Genomic DNA, 23,832 nt, shown 5'->3' on the forward strand with positions numbered 1-23,832 from the left:
ATCAGCGAACGACGATGCCGTCGACGCGCATCGCATCCTTGACCTGGGCGATGCTCAAGTCACCGAAGTGGAACACACTGGCTGCGAGGACGGCGTCGGCTCCTGCGGTGACGGCGGGTGGGAAGTGCTCGACTGCGCCTGCTCCCCCACTCGCGATGACGGGCACGTGCACGGCTGCCCGGACCGCCGCGATCATCGGCAGGTCGAACCCGGCCTTGGTGCCGTCGGCGTCCATCGAGTTCAGAAGAATCTCTCCGACGCCCAGTTCGGCACCGCGTACCGCCCATTCGACGGCGTCGATCCCGGTGCCGCGCTTGCCACCGTGTGTGGTGACCTCCCAACCCGACGGGGTGTCGGGCTGGCCGTCGGGCACGGTTCGTGCGTCGACCGACAGCACGATGCACTGCGATCCGAAGCGCTCACTGAGCTCGCGTAGCAGTTCCGGCCTGGCGATCGCGGCCGTGTTGACGCTGACCTTGTCCGCGCCCGCGCGCAGGAGACGGTCGACATCCTCGACCGTGCGCACTCCACCGCCGACCGTCAGCGGAATGAACACCTGTTCCGCTGTGCGGCTGACGACGTCGAGCATCGTGCCACGATCGGACGTCGACGCAGTCACGTCGAGGAACGTCAGCTCGTCGGCTCCCTGCGCGTCGTACGCTCGGGCGAGTTCGACGGGATCGCCTGCGTCGCGCAGGTTTTCGAAGTTGACGCCCTTGACCACACGGCCTGCATCGACGTCGAGACACGGTATGACACGCACTGCGACGCTCATCGAACTCGTCCTTCCAGGAAGTCCGCGGGATCGCCGAGAGAGGTGATCACCTTCAACAATTCTTCGTGTACACCGGGCGACGCGGCCAGAACCGAACCGGAATCGATGGTCCAGGGATTGCCTGCGAGGTCGGTGACGGTTCCGCCTGCTGCCTGAACCATCAGTGCACCGGCAGCGTTGTCCCATGCGCGGTGACCGAACACCACGCAGCCACCGAGAACTCCGCTGGCCGTGTACGCCAGGTCGACACCGGTAGCGCCATGCATGCGGAGCCTCGACGACACCTTCGACAAGTCTTCGAGAATCCGGAATCGATACGCGCCAGGGATTCGTCCGCGACTGGCGACGTTGAACGCGCCGAACCCGATCATCGAGTCGCCGAGCGACCGGTGCTCGAGCCGTGGCAGAGGGTCGCCGTCGAGTCGAAGTGGCCCACCGGCCACCGCGGTGAATCGCTGATGCACGAGAGGGAGCCACGTCAGCGACGCCACGGGCACACCGTCGTGCAGAAGTGCCAGCAACGTGCCAGCGGACGGCAGACCCGCCGAGTAGTTGAACGTTCCGTCGATCGGGTCGAGCACCCAAACGGTGCCCTCGTGGAGATCGGGGCCGCCGAATTCCTCACCGTGTACCGGAATTCCGGTCTGCTCGACCAGTTCCGACGTCAGACGACGTTCGAGTTCCAGATCGACGGCTGTCGCGAAATCGTCCGGACCCTTCTGGACGGCACTGGGCGCGCCGACACCGGCCACGAATCGGTCGTGAACACCGTCGAGCAGCGCACTGGCGATGCTCAGCAGCCGCTGCGGATCCTCCGGCAGAGTCATGCGGCTACCCGGAGACTGCGGCGAGCGCGTCCGGAAGAGTGAAGCGGCCGGCGTACAGAGCCTTGCCGACGATCGATCCTTCGACGCCCTGATCGACGAGGGTCGCGATGGCGCGCAGATCGTCGATCGTCGATACACCGCCGGACGCGACGACGGGCTTGTCCGTCTTGGCGCACACCTGACTCAGCAAGTCCAGGTTCGGGCCGGTCAACGTGCCGTCCTTGGACACGTCGGTCACGACGTACCGAGAGCATCCGTCACGCTCGAGGCGTTCGAGGATCTCCCAGAGGTCACCGCCGTCGCTGACCCAACCGCGACCCTTGACACGGGGGGTGCCGTCTTCGATCCGGACGTCGAGGCCGACTGCGATACGCTCACCGAACTCGCCGATCGCGCGTGCACACCACTCGGGGTTCTCGATAGCCGCAGTTCCGAGATTGACTCGCGCGCAACCGGTTGCGAGCGCGGCACGAAGCGACTCGTCGTCACGGATGCCACCGGACAGCTCGACCTTGACGTCCAGTTCGCCCACGACGTCGGCAAGTAGCTCACGGTTGGACCCGCGGCCGAACGCCGCGTCCAGGTCGACGAGATGCACCCATTCGGCACCATCGTTCTGCCACGCCAGCGCAGCGTCGCGCGGGGATCCGTACTTCGTTTCGCTTCCCGCCTCTCCCTGAACGAGACGGACAGCTTCGCCGCCTGCGACATCGACAGCAGGCAATAGGACCAGGCTCACGTGCATTTATGCTACTGCCCTCGTCCGACAACTCAGCGAGGTGGGTCAGTCGTCGTCGGACAGTCCCCGCCGTGTCATTCGTGTGGAGACGACGCCCATCGACGTGATGGCCGCCGCGATGCCGACCGCGACGATGAGCAGACCCCAGCCGGGGCCCGGTCGCACGAGCGCGACGACGGCCGTGGTGAGCAGCAGCACGAGTGCCGCACTTCCGAGTGCGGCGACGGCGAGTCGCCCGAACGAGAACTCTCGCTTGCTCACCCGAACGCACCCGTCACAACGCGTCGACCCAGTTCTTCAGCAGAGCCGCGCCTGCATCGCCGGACTTCTCCGGATGGAACTGCGTTGCGGACAGTGGCCCGTTCTCGACGGCAGCGAGAAAGTCTCCGCCGTGGTCGGCCCACGTGAGCAATGGTGCGGCAATGGTGTCGCCGACATCCATCTCCCACTTCTGCGCCGCGTAGGAATGCACGAAGTAGAACCGAGTGTCGGCATCGATGCCGTCGAACAGCACGCTCGTCTCGGGCGCGCGAACGGTGTTCCATCCCATGTGCGGCAACACTTCTGCCTGCAACCTGTCGACGGTTCCCGGCCACTCACCGCATCCGGCTGCCTCGATACCGAATTCGACGCCCCGGTCGAACAGGATCTGCATTCCGACGCAGATACCGAGAACCGGCCTGCCTCCTGCGAGCCGCTGCCCGATGATGCGGTCGCCCTTGACCCCGAGAAGACCGTCCATGCACGCCGCGAACGCGCCGACGCCGGGAACGACGAGACCGTCGGCCGCCAGTGCCTTCTTGGGATCGGAGGTGACCTCGACGTCCGCGCCGACACGGTCGAGGGCGCGCTTGGCCGAGTGAAGATTGCCCGAGCCGTAGTCGAGCAAGGCCACAGATTTCATGACGCGAGTCTATCCGGCCTCGTTCGAGCCGACAGTGCCACCACTACCGCCATCAGGAGTGCGACGACGGCAGCCATCGCGAAACCTGCGGTGTACCCGGCGATTCCGACGACGAGTCCGAGTGCCATCGCTCCCGCACCGGTACCGGCGTCGAAGCCGATGTTCCAGGCAGCGCTGGCCTGGCTGTACCGCTCGCGCCCGGCGGAGTCGAACGCCATCACGAGACTGTCGTTCTGTGTCGCGCCGTAGCCGAGCCCGAACAGGATCGCCGCGGCGAAGAACACGAACGCCGGATTGGGCTGGAACACGGCGTAGGCGAAGACAGCGACTCCGACGCTGACCAGCACCAGAGCAGGCGCGAGTGCCTTGCCGATCCCGAGGTGGTCGGCGATCGCGCCTGCCCCGTATCGTCCGACGAGCATCGAGACGCTGGTCACCGACAGTGCGATTCCGATCATGGATTCGCGGCCCGGTTCCGCGATCGGCAGCAGAGAAGACAGTCCACCGAACGCCGCCGACGCGGCCGCGATGGCAAGACATGGAATCAGCAGGCGCGTCAGAGCACGGCTCGGAACCGACGGACTGCTGGGCGTCACCGCGACGGGTCGAATCGGCGGCAGGAACCCGATGGCGACCAGACCGAGCAGCGGCACGATCGCACCGACGATGAACACGAGAGTTGGCGACGCCGCGTACAGAGCCAGTCCGGCGGGCAACGTCACCGCTTGCGCCAACGCGACGGCGATGCCCTGCGCCCCGGTGGCTCGTCCCAATTGCGACGGCGGCGCGAGTTCCGCAACGAGCGCCGACGCCGCAACCGTCAGCATTCCGAATCCGATGCCGCGGACCGCCGACACGGTCAATGCCGGAACGACGTCGACCGACAACGCGAACAACGCGGCAGGCGCACCGAGAAAGAGACAGCCGGCTGCCAGGACGACACGGTGCCCGAACCGCGCCAGCAGGCGCGGCACGAACAACTGCGTGAGAACCGTCGTCGCCATGAAGATCGCGGTACTCGCTCCCGCCATGGCGTCGGAACCACCACCGACTGACACCGCCAACGGGACGACGGGGAGCAGGAGCCCCCATCCCCCGAACGCTGCAGCACCCATCGCCATCGCGGCCGGAAGACCGCGAATGGACAGAAGGGATTTCAAGCGGTCGTCACAGACTTCCCTTGGTCGACGGAATCCCGCTGACCCGAGGATCGAATTCGACGGCCTGACGCAGGGCGCGAGCCACTGCCTTGAACTCGGCCTCGGTGATGTGATGCGGATCGCGACCGTAAAGCACTCGAACGTGCAGTGCGATACGGGCATTCATCGCGAGCGACTCGAACACGTGCCGATTGATGACGGTCGAGTACGGAACACCCGGGTAGCCACCGATGATCGAGTGCACGAGGTAGTCCGGCTCGCCGGTGTGCACGCAGTAGGGACGGCCCGAGACGTCCACCGACGCGTGGACCTGCGTCTCGTCCATCGGAATGAACGCGTCGCCGAAACGGGTGATGCCGGACTTGTCGCCGAGCGCCTGTCCGAGCGCCTGTCCCAGCACGATCGCGGTGTCCTCGACGGTGTGGTGCGCGTCGATGTCGACGTCACCCTTGGCGTGCACGGTGAGATCGAAGCGCGCGTGCGTGCCCAGCGCGGTCAGCATGTGGTCGAAGAATGCGACGCCCGTGGAGATATCGACCGTACCGGTGCCGTCGAGGTTCAGCTCGACGGTGATGTCCGACTCCTTGGTCGCGCGTTCGATGCGTGCGATTCGCGGCGTCGCGGGTGTTGCTGCCGTGCTCATCGGCTGGCCTCCGGTTCCGGTGTTGTGTCGAGTTCGTCCCGAACCAGCTGGGCGCTGACCTCGAGGAAGCGATCGTTCTCGGTGTCGAGTCCGATCGTGGTGCGCAGGTATCCGGCGATTCCGACGTCGCGGATCAGGACGCCCTCGTCGAGGTAGCGCTTCCATGCGGCAGCGGCGTTCGAGAACCTGCCGAACAGAACGAAATTCGCGTCGCTGGGGATGACGTCGTAGCCGTAGCTCGTCAGTGCAGCCATCACTCGGTCGCGCTCGGACGACAACCGGTGAACGCTGCCGAGCGTCTCGGACGCGTGCCGCAGCGCGGCGAGCGCTGCAGCCTGCGTGACCACCGAGAGGTGATACGGCAAGCGCACCAACAACAATGCGTCGACGACGGCAGGAGCAGCGACGAGGTATCCGAGCCGCCCGCCCGCGAAGGCGAATGCCTTGCTCATCGTGCGGCTCACCACGAGCTTGGTCGGATACTCGTCGATCAGCCCGATCGCACTGGGCAGTGCCGAGAACTCGGCGTACGCCTCGTCGACGATGACGATGCCGCTCGACGCGTCGAGAATGCGTCGCAGATCGGCTTCGGCGATGCTGTGGCCTGTCGGGTTGTTGGGACTGGTCACGAATACGACGTCGGGGGTACGATCCTCGATCGCCGAGACCGCATGATCGACGTCCAGCGAGAAGTCTTCGCGCCGAAGGGCTTCGATCCACTCGGTTTGTGTGCCCGACGAGATGATCGGGTGCATCGAGTACGACGGCACGAAGCCGAGCGACGTGCGGCCCGGTCCACCGAACGCCTGCAGAAGCTGCTGCAGAATCTCGTTGGAGCCGTTGGCAGCCCACACGTTGGTGACGTCGACCGTGAACCCGGTCTGTCCCGTCAGGTAGTCGGCGAGCGAAGTCCTCAGTTCGACGGCGTCGCGATCGGGGTACCGGTGCAACTGCGTCGCCGCGACGCGTACCGACTCGGCGACGTCGTCGACGAGCGCCTGCGTCGGCGGGTGCGGGTTCTCGTTGGTGTTGAGCTGAACCGGAACTGTCAATTGCGGTGCGCCATAGGCGGATTTGCCGCGAAGGCTCTCACGGATCGGCAGGTCGTCGATCGAAACGGACTGGCCGGCAACGGAACTCACGAGGTCAATCCTTCGAATCGCAGGCGAACTGCTTCGCCGTGGGCAGGGAGGTCTTCGGCGTTCGCGAGCGCGATGACGTGTCCGGCAACATCTTTCAGCGCCGACTCCGAGTAGTCGACGACATGAATGCCACGCAGGAACGTCTGCACACTCAAACCCGACGAGTGACGCGCACACCCCGCCGTCGGCAACACGTGATTGGACCCGGCGCAGTAGTCTCCTAGACTCACCGGAGACCACGCCCCGACGAAGATCGCACCCGCACTGCGCACCCGCGCGGCCACCTCGGAGGCATTCTCGGTCTGGATCTCGAGGTGCTCGGCGGCATATGCGTCGACGACGCGCAGTCCCTGATCGATGTCGTCGACCAGCACGATCCCCGACTGCGCACCCGTCAACGCGGTGGTGACCCGCTCGGCGTGCTTGGTAAACCCGAGCTGAGCGGTCAACGCAGCATCGACCGCATCCGCGAGCTCCGTGCTCGTCGTGACCAGAACGCTGGCCGCCATGACGTCGTGCTCGGCCTGGCTGATCAGATCCGCCGCCACGTGAACCGGATCGGCCGACGCGTCGGCCAGGATCGCGATCTCCGTCGGACCTGCTTCGGCATCGATGCCGACGAGGCCGCGGCACAGCCGCTTCGCGGCGGTGACGTAGATGTTGCCCGGGCCGGTGATCAGATCGACCGGAGCCAACTCTCCCCCGTCGGTATCGGTGCCGCCGTACGTCAGCAGCGCGATACCCTGCCCACCGCCGACAGCCCACACCTCGTCGACACCCAACAACTGCGCTGCCGCGAGGATCGTCGGGTGCGGCAGACCACCGAACTCCGCCTGCGGCGGTGACGCGACGACCAAAGATCCGACGCCCGCGGTCTGCGCGGGCACCACGTTCATCACGACCGACGACGGATACACCGCGTTGCCACCGGGAACGTACAGACCGACACGCTCGACCGGAACCCACCGCTCGGTGACCGTCCCACCTGGCACGACCTCGGTGGTCGTGTCGGTACGACGCTGGTCGGCATGCACGAGACGGGTTCGGGCGATGGCGACCTCGAGGGCCTCACGGACAGCAGGGTCGAGCTCGGCGAGAGCCTTCTCGAGAGCCTCGGCGGGCACGCGCACACGATCGGGGCGGACGCCGTCGAACTGCTCGCTGTAGTCGAGGGCCGCGTCGACGCCACGGTCACGGACCGCCTCGACGACCGGACGGACATGATGCAGCACCGCGTCGACATCCACTCCGCCTCGAGGGAGAGCGCCGCGTAGTTCGGCGGTGGATGGAGTTCGGCCGCGTAGATCCACGCGGGCGAGCTCGATGCGGGCAGGCATAGTTTTCCCTTCGACAAAGCTGTGTTGTGGAATCACCAGGATAGTTCGCCGGGATTCGGGCTAACGCCGCACGTCCCACAGATGATGGATCGGGTCGTGGATGTAGTACTGCGCGAGCGTTTCGACGGTGAACGTCGCGCCGTCGCTGCGACGACCGGTGCGGGACAGGTCGTCGCTCGGGACGGCCTCGAACGCGTCGGCGAGTGCGTGCGCGGCCTCGGACAGTTCGGTGCTCACCGTGGCCGGATCCTGCGCGCCGTAGTTCTCGGCTACGGCCGTCGCATCCTGGTCCCAGTTGGCGAACAGTGGGTCGTCCTCGTCCAGAACCAACGCGAGCCGGGTCAGGAAGATCCGATGGACGTCTCGGACGTGTGCGGCGTATTCGAGTGTCGACCACGTCTGCTCGTCCGGTCGCACGGCGACGTCACTGGAGGCGAGCACACTCGCCCACGCGTCGACGTCGGCTCTGATCAGTGCCGGTATGTCACGGAACGGTGCGTCGCCTGCGAAGAACCCACAGTCGGGGCACCGCCGTTCGAGTACCCAGGTCCAGTTCTTGGTGTCGGGAACGATTGCCACACGCGAATTCTAGAGCCCGTCAGATTCCGAGCGAACGCGCGAGCATCGGCCACGACGCGTGCAGGTCGTCCTGCCAATAGCCCCAGGAATGTGTTCCGACGGGCCGGAAGTCGACCTGCGCCGGGATACCGAGGCGGAAGAGCTCCTTGGCCATGTTGGACGTGCAGAAGTTGACGACGGCTTCGATTCCGCCACCGACGATCAGCTGGTCCGGGAACAAGCGCGCCTTGCCCTCTTCGAAACGAGGGTTGAGTGGGGTGTCGTGCGGGATTCCGGGGAGGCCGGTTCCTGTGCTCATGTAGATCTCCGTCCCGCGCAGCTTCTCGGCGTGCAGGATCGGATCGTTCTCGCGCCACACCGGACCGTCGAGCGGACCCCACATGTTCTCGACGTTGCCACCGCCGTAGGTCTCGACGACGAGCTTGACGAATTGCTGGGACAGCGGGTCGGACGTCTGCGCGCAGCCGCTGTAGGCCGCGACGCCCCGGTACTGCCCGGGGTAGGCGATCGCGAGGTTGAGCACGGACGTTCCGGACATCGACAGCGCCGCGATCGACTGCGTTCCGTTGGTGTCGAACTGCGCGTCGATCAACGGCGGCAGCTCCTCACCGATGAACGTCTGCCACTTGTTGCGGCCGAGTACGGGATCGTCGGCGATCCAATCGGTGTAGTACGACCACTTGCCTTCCTGCGGCGTGACGACGAAGGCGTTCTTGTCCCCGAAGAACTGCACGGCGTCGGTCTGCGACTGCCAGGACGCGGAGTCCTCGCCGCCGCCCGCGCCGTTGAGCAGATATAGCACCGGACGGGACACGGATCCGTCGGCGGGCGTCATGACCTGCACAGGGATGTTTCGGTCCATCGCAGCCGAGTAGATCTCGAGCTTCACCTGACGGTCGTCGAGTCGTGTCGCCGACACCACGCGCGAGCCGTCGGCAGAGGCCGCGCCGGTCACCGGAAGATCTTCGGCCGCAGCGGAATTGACACCCACGACCGATGGCGTCAGCGCGAGTAGAAGCGCTGCGGTGCACGTCGCGATGGCTCGCCTGGAAATCACATGAATCCCTTCCGCCACTACATGTAACCGGGGTCACTGCTTAGTTCGGCGAACAGTACCATCGAAAAGCGGCGAATCCGGCGCGAACAGAATTCGAAATACAACTGTCACCGCCGGTTCGCCGCAAGAACATTCAGACGTACTGGCTGGCCAGCTTCTCGAGAGTCGAGCTGATTCCACGGGCGTTCTGCTGAGGCATCTTGAAGATCTCGAGCAGCTTCGGCGCCTTCGCGGTGCCGTACTGGAACGACTCCGTCACCGTCGTGACGCCCGGCTGCTTCTCCTCGAACTCCCACCGCCAGGTGTGACCCATCGGGTGCTGCCATTCGATGACTTTCGAGGCGGGCTCGTCGACGAATTCCGTCACTGTGCTGGTGATCTTGTAGGGCACGCCATACTGCTTCATGCCGACCGAGAATTTCGCGCCACGTGCCAGCCGGTCGGGACCCTTCACCGTGTCCTTCACCGTCCCGGAGCCGTCCAACTCTCCGTGCCGGTGAGGGTTCGCCACCTTGGCGAACAGCTCCTCCGCAGCAGCGTTGACGTCCACCTGGCGAGCAACGATGCGGTCGCCCCTGTCGATCGTTCTTATCGAAACCATGGTGTCTCACGTACCCATCACGGAGAACTTCACTCTCGCGATTCGACCCGCACGCCGCACGCATAGTTCAATGGGCCGATGACCTGGCATGTATGGCTGGCTTTCCTCGGCGCAAGCGTCGTCATCAGTCTCTCTCCCGGCGCGGGTGCGATCGCGTCGATGTCCACCGGACTCCGTCACGGACTCCGACGCGGTTACTGGAACATCTTCGGCCTGCAGATCGGGCTGGTTCTGCAGATCGCGATCGTCGCAGTCGGATTGGGTGCTGTACTCGCGAACTCGGCACTCGCGTTCACGGTCATCAAGTGGTTCGGCGTCGCCTACCTCGTCTATCTCGGCATCCGCCAGTGGCGTGCGGCCCCCGCCGAGATCGACGGCGCCACGCCCGTTGCAGACCGCGGCGTCACCATGCTGGCGCGAGGTTTCCTCGTCAATGCCAGCAATCCGAAGGCAGTCGTGTTCATGCTCGCGGTGCTGCCACAGTTCCTCGACCCGACGAGCGCTCTGCTGCCTCAGTATCTGGTGATCGCAGCGACCATGGTCGCCGTCGACATGCTCGTCATGACGGGGTACACGTCGCTGGCGTCGCGAGTGCTTCGGGTCATGCGATCGCGCCGCCAGCAGATCGGTATGAACAGAACGTTCGCCGGGCTGTTCTTCGTCGCCGCCACGTTCCTCGCGACGATCCGTCGCGCGGCACCAGTGGCATGACGCCTCGAGACAGGAACGCCATGAGCAGAGCATGCCCGTGTCTGCGCGGAGAACCGTTCGACGAGTGCTGCGGGCCGTACCTGCGCGGTGAGACGACGCCGCCGACGGCAGAGCGACTCATGCGTTCGCGCTTCACCGCATTCAGCGTCGGGGACGCCGAGTACCTGATACGCACGTGGCACCCGACGACCGCGCCGGGAGATCTGACACTCGATCCGATGCAGCGGTGGTACCGACTCGACATCGTCGACGCGCGGTCGGGCGGCCTTCTCGACGACGTCGGCACCGTCCAATTCAGTGCCTACTACAAGCACCCGGAAGGCAACGGCGTGCTTCGCGAACGAAGCCGGTTCACACGCGTCGACGGGGCGTGGGTGTACCTCGACGGCGTGGTGGCCGGCTGAGCGACTAGGTCCGGTTCTTCGGAGGACGGTTGGTCGCGGCGCGTCGAGCTTCGTCCTTTGCCTTCACCCGCTCGGCCTCGGCGCGCACCTCCGCCTGTGTGCGCTGTTCCTTCACCAACCAGTCGGGCTTCGCCTCGAGCAGTTCGGCGATCTGCGCCTCGGTCAGAGCTTCGGTGATCTCGGCCCGGGCGAGGCCCGCGATCGACACACCCAATTTACGAGCGACGACGTCCTTCGGGAACGGTCCGTTCTTCTGTAGCTCGGTCAGCCACGCGGGCGGTTCCTTGCGCAATGCCTCGAGATCGGACCGGGACAGCGCCGCGTTCTGGAAGTCGTCGGGGGCTGCCTGTAGGTAGATGCCGAGCTTGTTCGCCGCGGTCAAGGGCTTCATCTGCTGCTGGTTCTTCTCCGGGCTCACCGGTACAGCCTATCGGTTGCACCGGGCCTCGAATGCCACCGTCTCCTTCCTGCGTCGTTCGCTCGCCTACTGTTGACCCGTGAACTTCGAAGTACGTGACCTCCGCTGGTACATCGCCGTCGCAGAGGAACTGCACTTCGCACGCGCAGCCAAATCGCTGAACATCGCCCGTACTCGGCTCAGCGCCACCGTCATCGAACTCGAGACGACACTCGGATATTCACTGTTCGTGCCCGGCGCATCTCCGACGCAGCTCACCGAACGCGGCGCGGAGTTCCTCGTGGAGGCGCACCGCATCGTCGCCGAGGACGCGGAGCGAGTAGCAGCCGAGGCAGCGCAGCGAGCCGAACCCACCTTCACGATCGGGTACACCGAAGGCGTCACGCTGACCAAGTGGACACGGATCTGGGCAGAGAGGGTTCCCGGCGTCGAACTGCAGTTGATCTCGACCACCACCGACACCCAACTCTCACCGCTGGCCGACGGCTCGGCCGACGTCTGTTTCGTACGGCTTCCCGTCGCGCGCGACGGCTTGAGTGTGATCTCGCTGTACGAGGAACAGCCCGTCGTCGTCGTGCCGAAGGACCACCCCATCGCGGCGTACGACCGCGTGCCTGTGACCGATCTCGCCGACGAACACCTCATACAGGACGCGGACCTGGTACCCGAATGGGCCTCCGTCGCAACCGAAATCGCCGACGGCACCCGACTCGCTCCCCTCGAGGCCGACTCGAACGCTCAGTTGTTGGAGTACGTGGCCGCCGGGCTTGGCATCGTCGTCGTTCCCCAGTCGATCGCGCGATTGCACAGCCGAAAAGATCTCGTGTACCGCCCGGTCGACGGTGTTGCTCCGTCACCGATCGCCATCGTGTGGCCGACGGATCGCACAACCGAACTGGTCGAAGAATTCGTCGGCATCGTGCGTGGACGGTCCGCTCGCAGCTCGCGAGGGGCTACTGCGCCCGCTGCACAGCCCCGCAAGAAAGTCGTTCCGAAGAAGAAGCCGCAGCCGACCGCGAAAGGCCGGAAAGGTTCGGCCCCGAGCAAGCGCGGCAAGCGCAGCTAGTCCAACCCGCGGAGCTTGTCGATCTCGCGCCGTTCCCGCTTGGTCGGCCTGCCCGCGCCCCGATCGCGCCGCGGCACGGACATGAGAATCTCCTTGGACGGCGGAGGCGGACTGCGGTCGATCAGGCAGTCCGCGACGACCGACGCGCCCACTCGCTTCGCGATGGGACGCGTCACGACGACGATCTTCTCCAGACCGCCGACGCGCAGGCGAACCTCGTCGTCGGGGCCGATACGCAACCCCGGCTTCGCGGCCGTCCCGTTGACACGAACGTGGCCCGCGCGGCACGCCGCGGCGGCGTCCGAGCGGGTCTTGAACAATCGGACCGCCCAGACCCAACTGTCCAGCCGCACACTCTGATTCTCGACCATCGGATTCGAACTTACATGTCCAGACCGAGGTCCAGGACCGTCACCGAGTGCGTGAGGCCGCCGACGGCGAGATAGTCGACGCCTGTCTTCGCGTAGTCGTGCGCGACGTCGATCGTCAGGCCACCCGACGACTCCAGCTTGGTCTTCGGCGCAACCTTGTCTCGGCGTTGCACGGCCATCTGGGTCTGCCACAGCGGGAAGTTGTCCAGCAACACCAACGCGACGTCCTCGGCGAGCACCTCGTCGAGCTGCTCGAGGCTGTCCACCTCCACCTCGCACTCGATGTCCGGCGCCTGTGCGCGGACCGCGTTCAACGCTGCGACGACCGACCCCGCCGCAGCGACGTGGTTGTCCTTGATCAGCGCGGCGTCGCCGAGGCCCATGCGGTGGTTGACGCCGCCTCCTGCACGAACCGCGTACTTCTGCAGGGAACGGAGCCCGGGCAGAGTCTTGCGACTGTCGCGGATCTTCGTCTCCGTGTCGGCAACCTCGGCAACCCAGGCTGCGGTCGCCGTGGCGATCCCGGACAGGTGACAGATCAGGTTGAGCATCGTGCGCTCGGCCGTCAGCAGACCACGCGTCGGTGCGGACACGGTCAGAACCGTTTGTCCCGGTGCGACGCCCGAACCGTCGGCGATCCGATTCGTCACCTCGTACGCACCGGCACCGAGTACTTCGTCGAGCACCACGAGTCCGACGTCGATACCGGCGACCGTGCCCTGCTGCCGGGCGACGACCGATGCGGTGGCGACAGCATCGGACGGCACCGTCGCCGTGGTCGTCACGTCGGGCCCGAATCGCAGGTCCTCGTTCAGGGCCACCCGCACGAGGGTGCGAATCTCCTCGGGATCGAGCCCCTGCTCCGTCAGTTCACTCACTGTCGACCCACTCCTGTCAGCTCTCCGATACTGCGTATCTCGATGTCTCCATGCACATTTCGGCTCGCACGAGTACTGGTCCCACGCGCTGCGGACGCCTCGGGATGATCGCGCCGAGTGTGGCAGCCGCGACTCTCCTCGCGTGCGGACGCCGCGACCGCGAGTACCGTTGCGGCCACAGTCAGAGCTGCTTCCTCCCATACCGGTTCGCTCTCACGAGCCGCACTCACCGCCCGCGTCACGGCGTCGAGTCCGTCGGCGTCGCGCACGACTCCGGCGTTCTCGGACATCAGATTCTGCAGCACGGTTCGCGGTACGTGCGCGGTCGACGGAAGCACGACGTCCGCCGATCCGAGGCGCGCGCCACGCCGTTCCACCGCGGCGATCCCGGCCCGCTCACCCACGACGAGCCCCTCCAGAAGACTGTTCGACGCAAGACGATTCGCACCGTGCAATCCGGTACGCGCCACCTCACCGGCCGCGAGAAGCCCAGGGACACACGTGCGTCCCCAGACGTCGGTCGCGACTCCCCCACACGAGTAGTGCGCCGCAGGTGCCACCGGGATCAACTGCTCGAGCGGGTCGATGCCCGCCGCGAAGCACGCTGCGGTGACGGTGGGAAACCGTGCATGGAAGGTGCGGATGGATCGTGCGTCGAGCAGGACGTGGTCGGTGCCGGTCAGGTGCAGTCGCTCGGCGATCGCGCGCGACACCACATCACGCGGCGCGAGATCACCGAGCGGATGGACGCCTGTCATGAATCGGTCGCCCGACAGGTCGACGAGGTGAGCGCCTTCCCCGCGAACAGCTTCGCTGACAAGAGGTCTGCGCCCAGTCGATCCCTCGGTGAACAACACCGTCGGGTGGAACTGAACGAATTCGAGGTCCGCGACCTCGGCACCGGCGTCGAGCGCCAGCGCAATTCCGTCCGCGGTGGCGCCCGCCGGATTGGTGCTGCACGAGTACAGCTGCCCCAGCCCACCCGTCGCCAACAGGACAGCAGGAGCGTGGATGACGCCGTATCCAGCAGACGACGACGCCAGCACACCGGTGACCTCACCGGATGCGGTGAGCACCCGAACGACGGACGTCCCGTACAGAACAGCCTGGCCCGAATTACCGAGTGCCCGTTGCACTTCCGCACCCGTGGCGTCGCCACCGGCGTGAACGATGCGCCGAACTCGGTGACCACCTTCCTTGGTACGCGCGCGGGTACCGTCGACCCCTCGGTCGAAGACGGCTCCGAACGACTCGAGAAGCGACAGCGCCGACGGGCCGTCGGCGACGATCGAGCGCACCGCGTCCTCGTCGCACAGCCCCGCGCCCGCTTCGCACGTGTCACGGACGTGGGATTCGACAGAGTCTCCCTCGGCGGCGGTGCCGGGCACCGCGATGCCGCCCTGCGCATACTGCGTCGCCGTGTCCGCAGGTGCCCCCTTGGCGACGGTCAGCACACGCAGACCGCGTCGCGCCGCCGAGATCGCCGCGCTCAGTCCCGCTACCCCGCCGCCGACGACCACCAGATCCGCCGAAGCCTCCCAGCCGATCGACGGCTCGACTCCCCCGACGGGACTCGTCACTCGCCGCCGCCGGGCGTGCCGATCTCGATCATCCGCTGCACCGACTTGCTGGCGACGTGGGCGGTGTCGAGATCGACGTGCACCTCGTCCTTGCCTTCCACGAGGCAACGCAGCAGAGCCGCGGGAGTGATCATCTTCATGTAGCCGCACGAGGCGCGGTCGTTGACTGCCTGGAAGTCGACATCCGGTGCCGCGCGGCGCAACTGGTGCAGCATCCCGATCTCGGTCGCGACGAGCACCTGCTTGGCACCGGTCTCACGGGCAGCGTCGAGCATGCCGCCGGTGGACAGGATCTTGACCTTGTCCGGGGTCACGAATCCTTCACCGGCCAGATACAGAGCCGAGGTGGCACAGCCGCATTCGGGGTGCACGTACAGTTCCGCATCCGGATGGCTGCGGCTCTTCGCGGCCAGCTCGTCACCGTTGATACCGGCGTGCACATGGCACTCGCCCGCCCAGATGTGCAGGTTCTCCCGCTTGGTGACGCGCTTGACGTGCGCGCCGAGGAACTGATCCGGCAGGAACAGAATGTCGAGATTGGGGTCGATCGACTCGACGACTTCGACGGCATTGGACGACGTGCAGCAGATGTCGGTGAGTGCCTTGGTCTCTGCGGTCGTGTTGACGTAGGACACGACGACCGCATGCGGGAATTCGGCCTTCCACTCACGCAGCTGCTCCGCGGTGATGGAATCCGCGAGCGAGCAGCCTGCCCGCTGGTCCGGAATCAGGACCGTCTTCGAGGGGCTGAGGATCTTCGCGGTCTCGGCCATGAAGTGGACGCCACAGAACACGATCTCGTCCTCGGGCACCTCGGCAGCGATACGGGACAGTGCGAGGGAATCTCCGACGTGATCGGCGACATCCTGGATCGCCGGCAGCTGGTAGTTGTGCGCCAGCAGAGTCGCGCCGCGCAATCGCGCGAGACGCTTGACCTCGGCGGCCCACTCCTCGGTCGGCTCGACGCCGCCGTATCCCCCGGGACCGTCGACGATGTTCAGGGCGCCGGCCCACGCAGAATCCGCGCGCATGGAACCGTTGCCGAGCACGTCGCCTGCTGCTGAAACAGCGGTCTCGAGACGGGGTGCACTGCTCGTCATTTCGGTACTCCTTCACCGATCATCCGGTTCGCGACGGCACGACAGACGTCGCCGCTATGTCCGGATTTTTCTCCGTAGGGGTTTTCGACTTATAATCGAAAACATGGTCAATCGTAGCACTGTGCACGAAGTACTCATCGCGGTGTTCCAAGTAAGAACCTTTTCCGCAGGCCAGGGCCCCGAGCTCGCGGTCCTGCTGTGGCAACGCGCCCTCGAGCCGGAAGTGGGATCTTGGTCACTCCCCGGCGGGGTTCTCGGGGACGACGAGGACTTGTCGACGTCGGCCCGACGGCAGCTCGCCGAGAAGGTCGACGTCCGGAAAGTTGCGCATCTGGAGCAGCTGTCGATCTTCTCCGACCCCGACCGGGTACCGGGAGATCGTCGGATCGCGTCGAACTTCCTCGGGCTCGTTCCGATCTCGTCGGATCCGAAACTGCCACCGGACACCGCGTGGCATCCCGTCGCCCGGTTGCCGGAGACCTCGTTCGATCATGGAACGGTCGTCCGGCACGCGCGGACTCGCCTGATCGCGAAATTGTCGTACACCAACATCGCCTTCGCCCTCGCGCCCGTGGAATTCGCGATGTCGACGCTGCGTGAGATCTACGCGGCAGCACTGGGATATCAGGTCGATGCGACCAATCTCCAGCGCGTACTCGCCCGTCGCAAAGTTCTGGAGCCCACCGGCAGGACCTCGCCGTCCGGGAAGGCAGGAGGACGCCCGCCTGCCCTCTTTCGATTCGCCGACGCGTCGCTGCGCGTCACCGACGAGTTCGCCGCGCTGAGGCCGCCGGGAACCTCGTAGTCGCGCAGGTTCCAGCGAACGCGGACGTTGCAACCTGTGCACCTGCTGAAAGGTGCGCGGCGGGACGAAACGAGCCCGGTCAGGCGTGGTCGTTCTCCAGTGACGCTTCGGAATCCACGCTGACTTCGTCGTCCGGGGTGTTCACCAGGTTGTCATGCGGATTCATCGCAGCGAGCAGGAGGACGACCAGCGACGTCACGAGCGGTTGGATCAACAGCACCAGCAGCGAACCGACGCCGGGCGCGACGTCGACGAGGGATCCCACCGCTGGATCGTCCGGCCGTGGGTGCAGGAGACCGGCCACCCACACACCGACGCCGAGCATCGCCGACGACCCGAGGCCCGCCCCGATCAGCGTTCCGAGGAACAGGACCGGTCCGCGGAACCTCTTTCGCGTCCAGGACGCGACGGGCAGCAGAACACCGCACACGAACGCGATGCAGACGAACAACGCCAGAGCGTCGAATCGATGCAGGCTCTCGCCTGTCAGCGCTGCGCCTTGCCCAGGAACGACGACGACGTACTGCTCTGCGGGCGCGAGAAGCGCCCAGATCAGGCCCGCGAGGACACCGACCGCCACTGCGACGACCGCGGCGCCGACGGCCGCTGTGACCGTCGAGGCCGACTGTCCGATGCGCTCGCCCGGCATGTGACTATCGCCGATCGTGCGACGTCGAATCGATGACACCGTGACGTGAGCACGTCGACGACCACCCGTCGGGCACGATCTGCACGATCATGCGACGACCGCAATCTCGGCAGAATCGGGGCGGCTCCAGGCCGAGCCTGGCCGCCGCGGGGACGGAGTCGATGACGCCGGACACGACCGGCTGACCGGTGAAGGGGTTGTAGCGCAGCTCGCTGGTCACCGAACCCACTTTAGATGGTCGAACCGAGCGCTTTGATCGGCATCCGAAGTGAATCCAGGAGATCGAGGTCCTGCTCTGCGGGCCGACCCAACGTCGTCAAGTAGTTGCCGACGATGACGGCGTTGATGCCGCCGAGGATTCCCTGCTGCGCACCCAGGTCACCGAGGGTGATCTCGCGTCCGCCTGCGAACCGGAGAATCGTGCGCGGAAGCGCGAGCCGGAAGGCAGCCACTGCCCGCAATGCCTCCGAGGCGGGCAGCACGTCGAGATCTCCGAACGGCGTGCCGGGACGCGGATTGAGGAAGTTCAGCGGCACCTCGTCGGGTTCGAGGGACGCGAGGTCGGCCGCGAATTCGGCGCGCTGTTCGAGCGACTCACCCATGCCGAGGATTCCGCCGCAGCACACTTCCATTCCGGCGTCCCTGACCATGCGCAGCGTGCCCATCCGCTCCTCCCACGTGTGCGTGGTCACGACGTTCGGAAAGTACGACCGCGACGTCTCGAGATTGTGGTTGTAGCGGTGCACACCCATGCCGGCGAGACGGTCCACCTGATCCTGCGTCAGCATCCCCAACGAGCAGGCGATATCGATCTCGACTTCGTTGCGGATCGCTTCGATACCAGCCGCGACCTGCGCGAGCAGCCGGTCGTCCGGACCGCGCACCGCCGCCACGATGCAGAACTCGGTGGCACCCGATTTCGCCGTCTGCTTCGCCGCCTCGACGAGACTCGGAATGTCGAGGCGCGCAGCCCGAACCGGTGACTCGAACAGCCCGGACTGGGAGCAGAAGTGGCAGTCCTCCGGGCAGCCGCCCGTCTTGAGACTGACGATGCCCTCGACCTCGACCTCCGGTCCGCACCACGTCATCCGGACGTCGTGCGCGACGGCGAGCAGATCCTCCAGTCGCTCGTCGGGCAAGCGGAGAACCTCCAGCACCTGCGCTTGACCGAGCCCGACTCCATCGGCCAAGACCTGCTCACGGCACACCTCGAGTATGTCGGTCGATACCTGTGTCACGGACTGCTCCTAGGGACTGGTTGCGACGGCCTTGAACGGTGTTCAAGTTGAACGGCGTTCAAGCTATGCTGGACATCGATTAATGTCAAAGCCCGACACACGAGACAGGAGTCAAGGCGTGCAACTGCGGAGAGCGGACGTGCTCGACGGCGCCATTGCGATCCTCGACGAATACGGCCTCGGCGACCTGACGATGCGTCGGCTCGCGACATCGCTCCACGTTCAGCCGGGCGCGCTCTACTGGCACTTCAAGGACAAGCAGACACTGCTCGGCGCCATCGCGGATCACATCCTCACCGGCGTCGACGCCCCGACCGACGGACAGAGTTGGGACGAGCAGCTCGTCGAACTGGCCCACCGACTTCGAGATGCGCTGCTCTCACATCGCGACGGGGCCGAGTTGGTCGCCGCTACCTATGCATCGCGCACGACCACCAACCGAGTCCGCGAACGCATCGCCGCCGTGTGCATCCGCGCCGGAATGGTCCGCGGACATGCCGAACTCACGTCGGACACGCTGCTCTACTACATTCTCGGCCACACCGTCGACGAGCAGTCACGGCTACAGATGGATTCCTACGGAGCCTTGGCCGACGACGCGTCGCCACTGTTCGAGAACCCCGATCCGACAAGCAAATTCGAGTTCGGACTCGGTCTCTTCGTCAGCGGCGTCCGGCACGCCCTCGGCAGTGACGAGCGCGTCTAACCTCCGAAGATCGCACCGAGTCCGGCATTGTTGGCTGCATTGCCGGCAAACGGATTGTCGTGCACCATGTAGGTCCACGTGGACGTCGGACGCTGCAATCCCTCGGTATCGAGATCGATTCCCTCCGAGGTGATCTCGGCGGATTCGAACGTCGAGACCGCAAGATCGATCGCTTTGCTGGACACGGTCTTGAAGGCATCGACCGCGATCCGGTGATACTCGTCCAGAGGATTCTCCCGGCCGAGCGCACGGAGATGGATGCTTTCGCGGACATCGGCGAGGTGTGCGAGATACTCCGACCACGCACGGTCGAGGTGGTACAACACGATTCGCCGGGCAGCAACGACGAGAACGTCCTCGGGCACCGTCTCACGCAGTTCCGCCGCACGATCGGGCGCCGCGGCCGCCAGCAGTTCGAGTGCCTCGTCGGAGTTCAGCAGAGCAGACCGCCGACCGTCGAGAATCTCGCGATGCTGCGCAGTGAGCTGGTTGTATCGCCATGTGCGCGAATGGACTTCGAGCATCGATCCTTCGGCGATACGTTGCGCGTGGTCGATCTTGTCCGCGACCCGTCCTGCAGTGATCAGCCCTGTGTCGTCGTGCTTCTTCGGCTGCTCCTTGGGCCCGAGGTTCGCAGTGACGACATCGTCTTCCCAACTGGAGAAGAACACCGATCGCCCCGGGTCGCCTTGCCTGCCCGCACGCCCACGAAGCTGGTTGTCCAGGCGTTCGGTCGTGTGCCGACCCGTGCCCACCACCAACAGACCGCCGAGGTCCGTGACGGCTTCCTTTGCTCCGCCGTCGCCGTCGGGGCCGCCGAGCTTGATGTCGGTTCCGCGTCCGGCGATCTGCGTCGACACAGTGACTGCGCCGAGCACACCTGCCTTCGCGATGACGGTTGCTTCCTCGGCGTCGTTCTTCGCGTTCAACACGACGACGGGAACACCCGCATCGTCGAGACGCTGTGCGAGAGCTTCGGATTCGGCGACATCATGGGTACCGATCAGCACGGGCTGACCCGTCGCATGCACCTGTTCGACGAATTCGACGACTGCAGAGTTCTTGTTCTCTGCCGTGTCGTACACCCGATCCAGTTCGTCGACTCGAACGGTGGGCTGGTTCGGCGGAATCACCGAGACACCGAGGCTGTAGAACGTTCGAAGCTGCTCCCCTGCCGCCAGCGCCGTGCCGGTCATCCCGCACACCGTCTCGTAGCGACCGATGAGCGCTTGCACCGTGATCGTGTCCAGGATTTCTCCGGTCTCGGTCTGCGTCAGTCGTTCCTTGGTCTCGACGGCGGACTGCAAACCGTCTGGCCAGCGCTGGAGTTCGGCGACGCGTCCGCGGGAGGCATTGATCAGTTGCACCCGCCCGTCGCGGACGATGTAGTGGACGTCGCGCTTGACCAGGACCTGAGCGTGCAGAGCGACGTTGACGGCCACGAGTGTGGTTCCGACGTGCTCCTCGGAATACAGATCGATTCCGCCGAGCTCTTTCTCGACGCGCGCCGCACCGTCGTCGGTCAAGAAGACATTGCGTCCGTCGGCATCGGCGTCGTAGTGGGTTCCCTTGTCCAGCAACCGAACTGCATCGAACACTTTTTCGGCCGGCACATCGGTGGACACCGAACCTGCCAAGACCAACGGCACGAGGGCCTCGTCGACCAGAACCGAATCCGCTTCGTCGATCAACGCGACGTCGGGTACCGGGGTCACCAGGTCCGCGACGTCGTCGACGAGATGGTCTCGCAGAACGTCGAATCCGATCTCGTTGACCGACGCGTACGTGATGTCGCAGCCGTACGCGTCTCGGCGTTCCTGCGGCGTCGACGATTCGGCGATCGATCCGACGCTCAATCCGAGCATCTCGAACAACGGACCCATCCACTGCGCGTCGCGTTGCGCGAGGAAGTCGTTGATCGAGACCACGTGCACGCGTCGGCCGGACAACACGTACCCGACGGCAGCGACAGCGCCCGCGAGTGTCTTGCCTTCACCGGTGGCCATCTCGACGACGTCGCCTTCGAGCATCCGGACGGCACCGAGCAACTGGACATCGAACGGTCTCATGTCGAGGGAACGATCTGCGGCCTCGCGCACGAGCGCCAGATACCGAGGCACGTCCAGCTTTCCTGCATCGCCGACGCGCAGACTCGCGGCCGCGTCGGCGATCTCGGTGTCGGTCAGGTTCTGTGCCCACGACGACAGATCCGCGGCAGCGTCGACCTTGCTGCGGGAGCGCGATTGGCCCTTCTGCGCCGAACGTCCGAGAGCCCGCCACAGTCGATCCGAAACCAGCGCCATCTGTCATTCCCTACCTACGAAGTCGGCCGCGATGCGTCTGGCATCGTTCCGATCCAGCCTACGCAGGCGCGTTCTTCCGTAGCTTTCGCACGGTGTCGACGGGATTCCACGTACCCGGGCGCGACCGAGTCAGCGGATAGCACGCAAGACCGATCAGCACGGCCGTGAAGTGCCCGACGGCGGTGAAGTTCAGCTCCACGAACAACGGCACGGCGAAGAAGATCAGGACGCCACCGATGTAGAGATAGCACCAGGGGCGAGCGATCCGGTAGGTCAGAAGTGCGACTACGCCTGCGAGACCGTAGCTGACGCCCACGTCCAGAGTGTTCACTGCCGAATCCGGGGCGTGGCCGTGCCGAATCGCCCAGTACAGCGCACCCTCGCTGAGGTACGTGGCTCCGACGTGCGCGACTACGACGACGCACAGCCAGCGCAGAGTTCCGAGCCAGCGCTCGGCCGGAACGTGAAAGATGTTGAAGACGACGAAGTAGGTGATCCATCCCCCGCCCGCGAGCCAGAACGCGCTCGACACGAGAACCCGCAGCGGATCCTCGGCGAGATGATGAAGATTGGTCGATCGGTTACCCAGCACGTGGGCGAGCACGCCCGGAGACATGAACCACGTCGCGATGGTCGTCGCGAGCAGGATGGCCAGCCAGACGTACGTTCCCGGTGCCCGTCGGACGTACTCCCATGCCGCGCGTGGGAGGGATCGAACGTCGAACGTCCCCACTACCCCCATCGATCCAGTGTGGCACTCCCGAGCAGGGAATATCGGAGAGTCGACGACGTTCAACCATGTGTGGCCTCACAGGCCCCATCGAAGCAGGAAGGACGGGAATGTCGCGCTCTTACGCCAAGGATCCGAAGGCCCTCGATCGGCTGACGCCCGAGCAGTATCGCGTCACTCAGAAGGATGGCACCGAACGAGCCTTCGACAACGAGTACTGGGACAATCACGAGCCCGGTCTCTATGTCGACGTCGTCACCGGCGAGCCACTGTTCTCGTCGGCCGACAAGTTCGAAAGCCATTCGGGGTGGCCGAGTTTCACTCGCCCCGTCGATGCGTCGAGCGTCGTCGAGAAGCGAGACTTCAGCCATCTGATGGTGCGCACCGAAGTTCGGTCCGCCGCGGGCGATTCCCACCTGGGACATCTGTTCAAGGACGGACCGAAGGACCAGGGTGGACTCCGCTACTGCATGAACTCGGCATCGCTGCGGTTCGTGCCGGTGGATCGCCTCGAAGCCGAAGGCTACGGTGAATATCGCGCACAGTTCGAGACCGAGAACGATCACAGTGCAGACGAAGGAGCGCAGAAGTGACTGCAACGACCGAAACCGCCATCCTCGCCGGAGGATGCTTCTGGGGAGCTCAGGAACTGATCAGGCATCAGCCCGGAGTCGTGTCGACGCGCGTCGGATACTCGGGCGGTGACGTACCGAATGCGACGTATCGCAATCACGGCACCCACGCCGAGGCCGTCGAGATCGTCTTCGACCCGTCGGTGATCTCGTTCCGCGACATCCTGGAGTTCTTCTTCCAGATCCACGATCCGTCGACGAAGAACCGTCAGGGCAACGACGTCGGCCTGAGCTACCGCTCGGCGATCTACTACACCAGCGACGAGCAGAAGCGGGTTGCGCTCGATACGATCGCCGACGTGGACGCGTCGGGACTGTGGCCCGGCAAGGTCGTCACCGAGGTCGAAGAAGCAGGCCCGTTCTGGCAGGCCGAACCGGAGCACCAGGACTACCTGCAGAACTACCCGACCGGGTACACGTGCCACTTCGTGCGTCCCGGCTGGAAGCTGCCGCGTCGCGAGACCGCGTCTAGCTAGA

General features: G+C 65.4%; 29 protein-coding genes. 7 read left to right on the forward strand and 22 right to left on the reverse strand.

Annotated elements, in window-relative coordinates:
- Position 1: 1 nt before the first annotated feature.
- From hisF to CHB96_RS18530, 12 genes are all read right to left on the reverse strand, one after another.
- Positions 2-775: an imidazole glycerol phosphate synthase subunit HisF gene (hisF, locus tag CHB96_RS18475; protein ID WP_089248909.1), complete on the reverse strand. Its 774-nt coding sequence runs from the start codon at positions 773-775 to the stop codon at positions 2-4.
- Positions 772-1,602: an inositol monophosphatase family protein gene (locus tag CHB96_RS18480; RefSeq protein WP_089248911.1), complete on the reverse strand. Its 831-nt coding sequence runs from the start codon at positions 1,600-1,602 to the stop codon at positions 772-774. Before CHB96_RS18480 ends, hisF begins: the two co-directional genes overlap by 4 nt.
- Positions 1,603-1,606: 4 nt before the next feature.
- Complete coding sequence (priA, locus tag CHB96_RS18485; protein WP_089249191.1) at positions 1,607-2,341, reverse strand: bifunctional 1-(5-phosphoribosyl)-5-((5-phosphoribosylamino)methylideneamino)imidazole-4-carboxamide isomerase/phosphoribosylanthranilate isomerase PriA; 735 nt, start codon at positions 2,339-2,341, stop codon at positions 1,607-1,609.
- 45 nt (positions 2,342-2,386) lie between these two features.
- Positions 2,387-2,602, reverse strand: coding sequence for a hypothetical protein (locus tag CHB96_RS18490; RefSeq protein WP_089248913.1), 216 nt, complete (start codon positions 2,600-2,602; stop codon positions 2,387-2,389).
- A 13-nt stretch (positions 2,603-2,615) separates the two neighbouring features.
- Positions 2,616-3,245 (reverse strand): imidazole glycerol phosphate synthase subunit HisH, encoded by a 630-nt coding sequence (gene hisH / locus CHB96_RS18495; protein ID WP_089248915.1) that lies wholly within the window; start codon positions 3,243-3,245, stop codon positions 2,616-2,618.
- A complete protein-coding gene (locus CHB96_RS18500; protein ID WP_089249193.1) occupies positions 3,242-4,366 on the reverse strand; it encodes an MFS transporter in 1,125 nt (374 codons plus the stop codon). The genes hisH and CHB96_RS18500 overlap by 4 nt, the downstream gene beginning before the upstream one ends.
- Before the next feature lie 46 nt (positions 4,367-4,412).
- Entirely contained in the window at positions 4,413-5,048 is a 636-nt protein-coding gene (hisB, locus tag CHB96_RS18505) for an imidazoleglycerol-phosphate dehydratase HisB (protein WP_089248917.1), read from the reverse strand.
- A complete protein-coding gene (locus CHB96_RS18510) occupies positions 5,045-6,190 on the reverse strand; it encodes a histidinol-phosphate transaminase (RefSeq protein ID WP_089248919.1) in 1,146 nt (381 codons plus the stop codon). Before CHB96_RS18510 ends, hisB begins: the two co-directional genes overlap by 4 nt.
- Positions 6,187-7,527, reverse strand: coding sequence for a histidinol dehydrogenase (gene hisD / locus CHB96_RS18515; protein WP_089248921.1), 1,341 nt, complete (start codon positions 7,525-7,527; stop codon positions 6,187-6,189). The genes CHB96_RS18510 and hisD overlap by 4 nt, the downstream gene beginning before the upstream one ends.
- 60 nt (positions 7,528-7,587) lie before the next feature.
- Positions 7,588-8,106, reverse strand: a complete 519-nt coding sequence (locus CHB96_RS18520; protein WP_089248923.1) for a DinB family protein — start codon at positions 8,104-8,106, stop codon at positions 7,588-7,590.
- A 19-nt stretch (positions 8,107-8,125) separates the two neighbouring features.
- On the reverse strand, positions 8,126-9,112 hold the full coding sequence (locus CHB96_RS18525; protein ID WP_371829033.1) for an alpha/beta hydrolase: 987 nt from the start codon (positions 9,110-9,112) through the stop codon (positions 8,126-8,128).
- A 184-nt stretch (positions 9,113-9,296) separates the two neighbouring features.
- Positions 9,297-9,764 (reverse strand): SRPBCC family protein, encoded by a 468-nt coding sequence (locus CHB96_RS18530; protein ID WP_089248925.1) that lies wholly within the window; start codon positions 9,762-9,764, stop codon positions 9,297-9,299.
- 78 nt (positions 9,765-9,842) lie between these two features.
- On the opposite strand from CHB96_RS18530, the gene rhtB reads away from it, so the two are divergent.
- Together rhtB and CHB96_RS18540 are read left to right on the forward strand one after the other, a co-directional pair.
- On the forward strand, positions 9,843-10,475 hold the full coding sequence (gene rhtB / locus CHB96_RS18535) for a homoserine/homoserine lactone efflux protein (protein WP_089248927.1): 633 nt from the start codon (positions 9,843-9,845) through the stop codon (positions 10,473-10,475).
- A gap of 20 nt (positions 10,476-10,495) precedes the next feature.
- Positions 10,496-10,879, forward strand: coding sequence for a YchJ family protein (locus tag CHB96_RS18540; protein ID WP_089248929.1), 384 nt, complete (start codon positions 10,496-10,498; stop codon positions 10,877-10,879).
- 4 nt (positions 10,880-10,883) lie between these two features.
- On the opposite strand, the gene CHB96_RS18545 is transcribed toward CHB96_RS18540, so the two are convergent.
- Positions 10,884-11,297, reverse strand: a complete 414-nt coding sequence (locus CHB96_RS18545) for a DUF5997 family protein (RefSeq protein WP_089248931.1) — start codon at positions 11,295-11,297, stop codon at positions 10,884-10,886.
- 79 nt (positions 11,298-11,376) lie between these two features.
- Here CHB96_RS18545 and CHB96_RS18550 point away from each other — a divergent pair, with 79 nt between their 5' ends.
- A complete protein-coding gene (locus tag CHB96_RS18550; RefSeq protein ID WP_089248933.1) occupies positions 11,377-12,363 on the forward strand; it encodes a LysR family transcriptional regulator in 987 nt (328 codons plus the stop codon).
- Here the strand turns inward: CHB96_RS18550 and CHB96_RS18555 are convergent.
- Genes CHB96_RS18555 through nadA form a run of 4 tightly spaced genes read right to left on the reverse strand, consistent with a single transcriptional unit; the run spans position 12,360 to position 16,223 of the window.
- A complete protein-coding gene (locus tag CHB96_RS18555; protein WP_089248935.1) occupies positions 12,360-12,734 on the reverse strand; it encodes an RNA-binding S4 domain-containing protein in 375 nt (124 codons plus the stop codon). The two genes, CHB96_RS18550 and CHB96_RS18555, sit on opposite strands and share 4 nt — an antisense overlap.
- Positions 12,735-12,745: 11 nt before the next feature.
- Positions 12,746-13,612: a carboxylating nicotinate-nucleotide diphosphorylase gene (gene nadC / locus CHB96_RS18560; protein ID WP_089248937.1), complete on the reverse strand. Its 867-nt coding sequence runs from the start codon at positions 13,610-13,612 to the stop codon at positions 12,746-12,748.
- The gene (locus CHB96_RS18565; RefSeq protein WP_089248939.1) at positions 13,609-15,192 is read right to left on the reverse strand and encodes an L-aspartate oxidase; all 1,584 of its coding nucleotides are present in this window, start codon (positions 15,190-15,192) and stop codon (positions 13,609-13,611) included. The genes nadC and CHB96_RS18565 overlap by 4 nt, the downstream gene beginning before the upstream one ends.
- On the reverse strand, positions 15,189-16,223 hold the full coding sequence (nadA, locus tag CHB96_RS18570) for a quinolinate synthase NadA (protein WP_089249197.1): 1,035 nt from the start codon (positions 16,221-16,223) through the stop codon (positions 15,189-15,191). Before nadA ends, CHB96_RS18565 begins: the two co-directional genes overlap by 4 nt.
- A 172-nt stretch (positions 16,224-16,395) precedes the next feature.
- Here nadA and CHB96_RS18575 point away from each other — a divergent pair, with 172 nt between their 5' ends.
- Positions 16,396-17,097, forward strand: a complete 702-nt coding sequence (locus CHB96_RS18575) for an NUDIX hydrolase (protein ID WP_089248941.1) — start codon at positions 16,396-16,398, stop codon at positions 17,095-17,097.
- A gap of 79 nt (positions 17,098-17,176) precedes the next feature.
- On the opposite strand, the gene CHB96_RS18580 is transcribed toward CHB96_RS18575, so the two are convergent.
- Genes CHB96_RS18580 through bioB form a run of 3 tightly spaced genes read right to left on the reverse strand, consistent with a single transcriptional unit; the run spans position 17,177 to position 18,984 of the window.
- Positions 17,177-17,746, reverse strand: a complete 570-nt coding sequence (locus CHB96_RS18580; RefSeq protein WP_089248943.1) for a DUF2567 domain-containing protein — start codon at positions 17,744-17,746, stop codon at positions 17,177-17,179.
- 4 nt (positions 17,747-17,750) lie between these two features.
- Positions 17,751-17,966: a biotin synthase auxiliary protein BsaP gene (gene bsaP / locus CHB96_RS18585; RefSeq protein WP_089249199.1), complete on the reverse strand. Its 216-nt coding sequence runs from the start codon at positions 17,964-17,966 to the stop codon at positions 17,751-17,753.
- 10 nt (positions 17,967-17,976) lie between these two features.
- Positions 17,977-18,984 carry a biotin synthase BioB gene (gene bioB / locus CHB96_RS18590; RefSeq protein WP_089248945.1) on the reverse strand — a complete coding sequence of 336 codons (1,008 nt, stop codon included), beginning with the start codon at positions 18,982-18,984 and terminating at the stop codon, positions 17,977-17,979.
- Between the two features lie 118 nt (positions 18,985-19,102).
- Between bioB and CHB96_RS18595 the strand changes: the two genes are divergently transcribed.
- On the forward strand, positions 19,103-19,690 hold the full coding sequence (locus CHB96_RS18595) for a TetR/AcrR family transcriptional regulator C-terminal domain-containing protein (RefSeq protein WP_089248947.1): 588 nt from the start codon (positions 19,103-19,105) through the stop codon (positions 19,688-19,690).
- Here CHB96_RS18595 and secA2 read toward each other — a convergent pair.
- Together secA2 and CHB96_RS18605 are read right to left on the reverse strand one after the other, a co-directional pair.
- On the reverse strand, positions 19,687-21,993 hold the full coding sequence (gene secA2 / locus CHB96_RS18600; RefSeq protein WP_089248949.1) for an accessory Sec system translocase SecA2: 2,307 nt from the start codon (positions 21,991-21,993) through the stop codon (positions 19,687-19,689). The genes CHB96_RS18595 and secA2 overlap by 4 nt on opposite strands.
- Before the next feature lie 58 nt (positions 21,994-22,051).
- On the reverse strand, positions 22,052-22,735 hold the full coding sequence (locus tag CHB96_RS18605; protein ID WP_089248951.1) for a rhomboid-like protein: 684 nt from the start codon (positions 22,733-22,735) through the stop codon (positions 22,052-22,054).
- Positions 22,736-22,833: 98 nt separating this feature from the next.
- On the opposite strand from CHB96_RS18605, the gene msrB reads away from it, so the two are divergent.
- The gene (gene msrB, locus CHB96_RS18610) at positions 22,834-23,316 is read left to right on the forward strand and encodes a peptide-methionine (R)-S-oxide reductase MsrB (protein ID WP_089248953.1); all 483 of its coding nucleotides are present in this window, start codon (positions 22,834-22,836) and stop codon (positions 23,314-23,316) included.
- Positions 23,313-23,831, forward strand: a complete 519-nt coding sequence (msrA, locus tag CHB96_RS18615) for a peptide-methionine (S)-S-oxide reductase MsrA (RefSeq protein ID WP_089248955.1) — start codon at positions 23,313-23,315, stop codon at positions 23,829-23,831. Before msrB ends, msrA begins: the two co-directional genes overlap by 4 nt.
- Position 23,832: the final 1 nt, after the last annotated feature.

It is taken from the genome of Rhodococcoides kyotonense, assembly GCF_900188125.1.
Lineage (GTDB): Bacteria > Actinomycetota > Actinomycetes > Mycobacteriales > Mycobacteriaceae > Rhodococcoides > Rhodococcoides kyotonense.

What these genes read in the sequence shown, in the direction of transcription:
- msrB (WP_089248953.1), top strand. Translation starts at nt 22,834, where the DNA reads ATGTCGCGCTCTTACGCCAAGGATCCGAAGGCCCTCGATCGGCTGACG.
- CHB96_RS18575 (WP_089248941.1), top strand. Translation starts at nt 16,396, where the DNA reads ATGGTCAATCGTAGCACTGTGCACGAAGTACTCATCGCGGTGTTCCAA.
- nadA (WP_089249197.1), bottom strand. Translation starts at nt 16,223, where the DNA reads ATGCGCGCGGATTCTGCGTGGGCCGGCGCCCTGAACATCGTCGACGGT.
- CHB96_RS18480 (WP_089248911.1), bottom strand. Translation starts at nt 1,602, where the DNA reads ATGACTCTGCCGGAGGATCCGCAGCGGCTGCTGAGCATCGCCAGTGCG.
- secA2 (WP_089248949.1), bottom strand. Translation starts at nt 21,993, where the DNA reads ATGGCGCTGGTTTCGGATCGACTGTGGCGGGCTCTCGGACGTTCGGCG.
- CHB96_RS18555 (WP_089248935.1), bottom strand. Translation starts at nt 12,734, where the DNA reads ATGGTCGAGAATCAGAGTGTGCGGCTGGACAGTTGGGTCTGGGCGGTC.
- hisD (WP_089248921.1), bottom strand. Translation starts at nt 7,527, where the DNA reads ATGCCTGCCCGCATCGAGCTCGCCCGCGTGGATCTACGCGGCCGAACT.
- CHB96_RS18540 (WP_089248929.1), top strand. Translation starts at nt 10,496, where the DNA reads ATGAGCAGAGCATGCCCGTGTCTGCGCGGAGAACCGTTCGACGAGTGC.
- hisH (WP_089248915.1), bottom strand. Translation starts at nt 3,245, where the DNA reads ATGAAATCTGTGGCCTTGCTCGACTACGGCTCGGGCAATCTTCACTCG.
- CHB96_RS18500 (WP_089249193.1), bottom strand. Translation starts at nt 4,366, where the DNA reads ATGGCGATGGGTGCTGCAGCGTTCGGGGGATGGGGGCTCCTGCTCCCC.
- hisF (WP_089248909.1), bottom strand. Translation starts at nt 775, where the DNA reads ATGAGCGTCGCAGTGCGTGTCATACCGTGTCTCGACGTCGATGCAGGC.
- CHB96_RS18605 (WP_089248951.1), bottom strand. Translation starts at nt 22,735, where the DNA reads ATGGGGGTAGTGGGGACGTTCGACGTTCGATCCCTCCCACGCGCGGCA.
- CHB96_RS18530 (WP_089248925.1), bottom strand. Translation starts at nt 9,764, where the DNA reads ATGGTTTCGATAAGAACGATCGACAGGGGCGACCGCATCGTTGCTCGC.
- hisB (WP_089248917.1), bottom strand. Translation starts at nt 5,048, where the DNA reads ATGAGCACGGCAGCAACACCCGCGACGCCGCGAATCGCACGCATCGAA.
- CHB96_RS18580 (WP_089248943.1), bottom strand. Translation starts at nt 17,746, where the DNA reads ATGCCGGGCGAGCGCATCGGACAGTCGGCCTCGACGGTCACAGCGGCC.
- rhtB (WP_089248927.1), top strand. Translation starts at nt 9,843, where the DNA reads ATGACCTGGCATGTATGGCTGGCTTTCCTCGGCGCAAGCGTCGTCATC.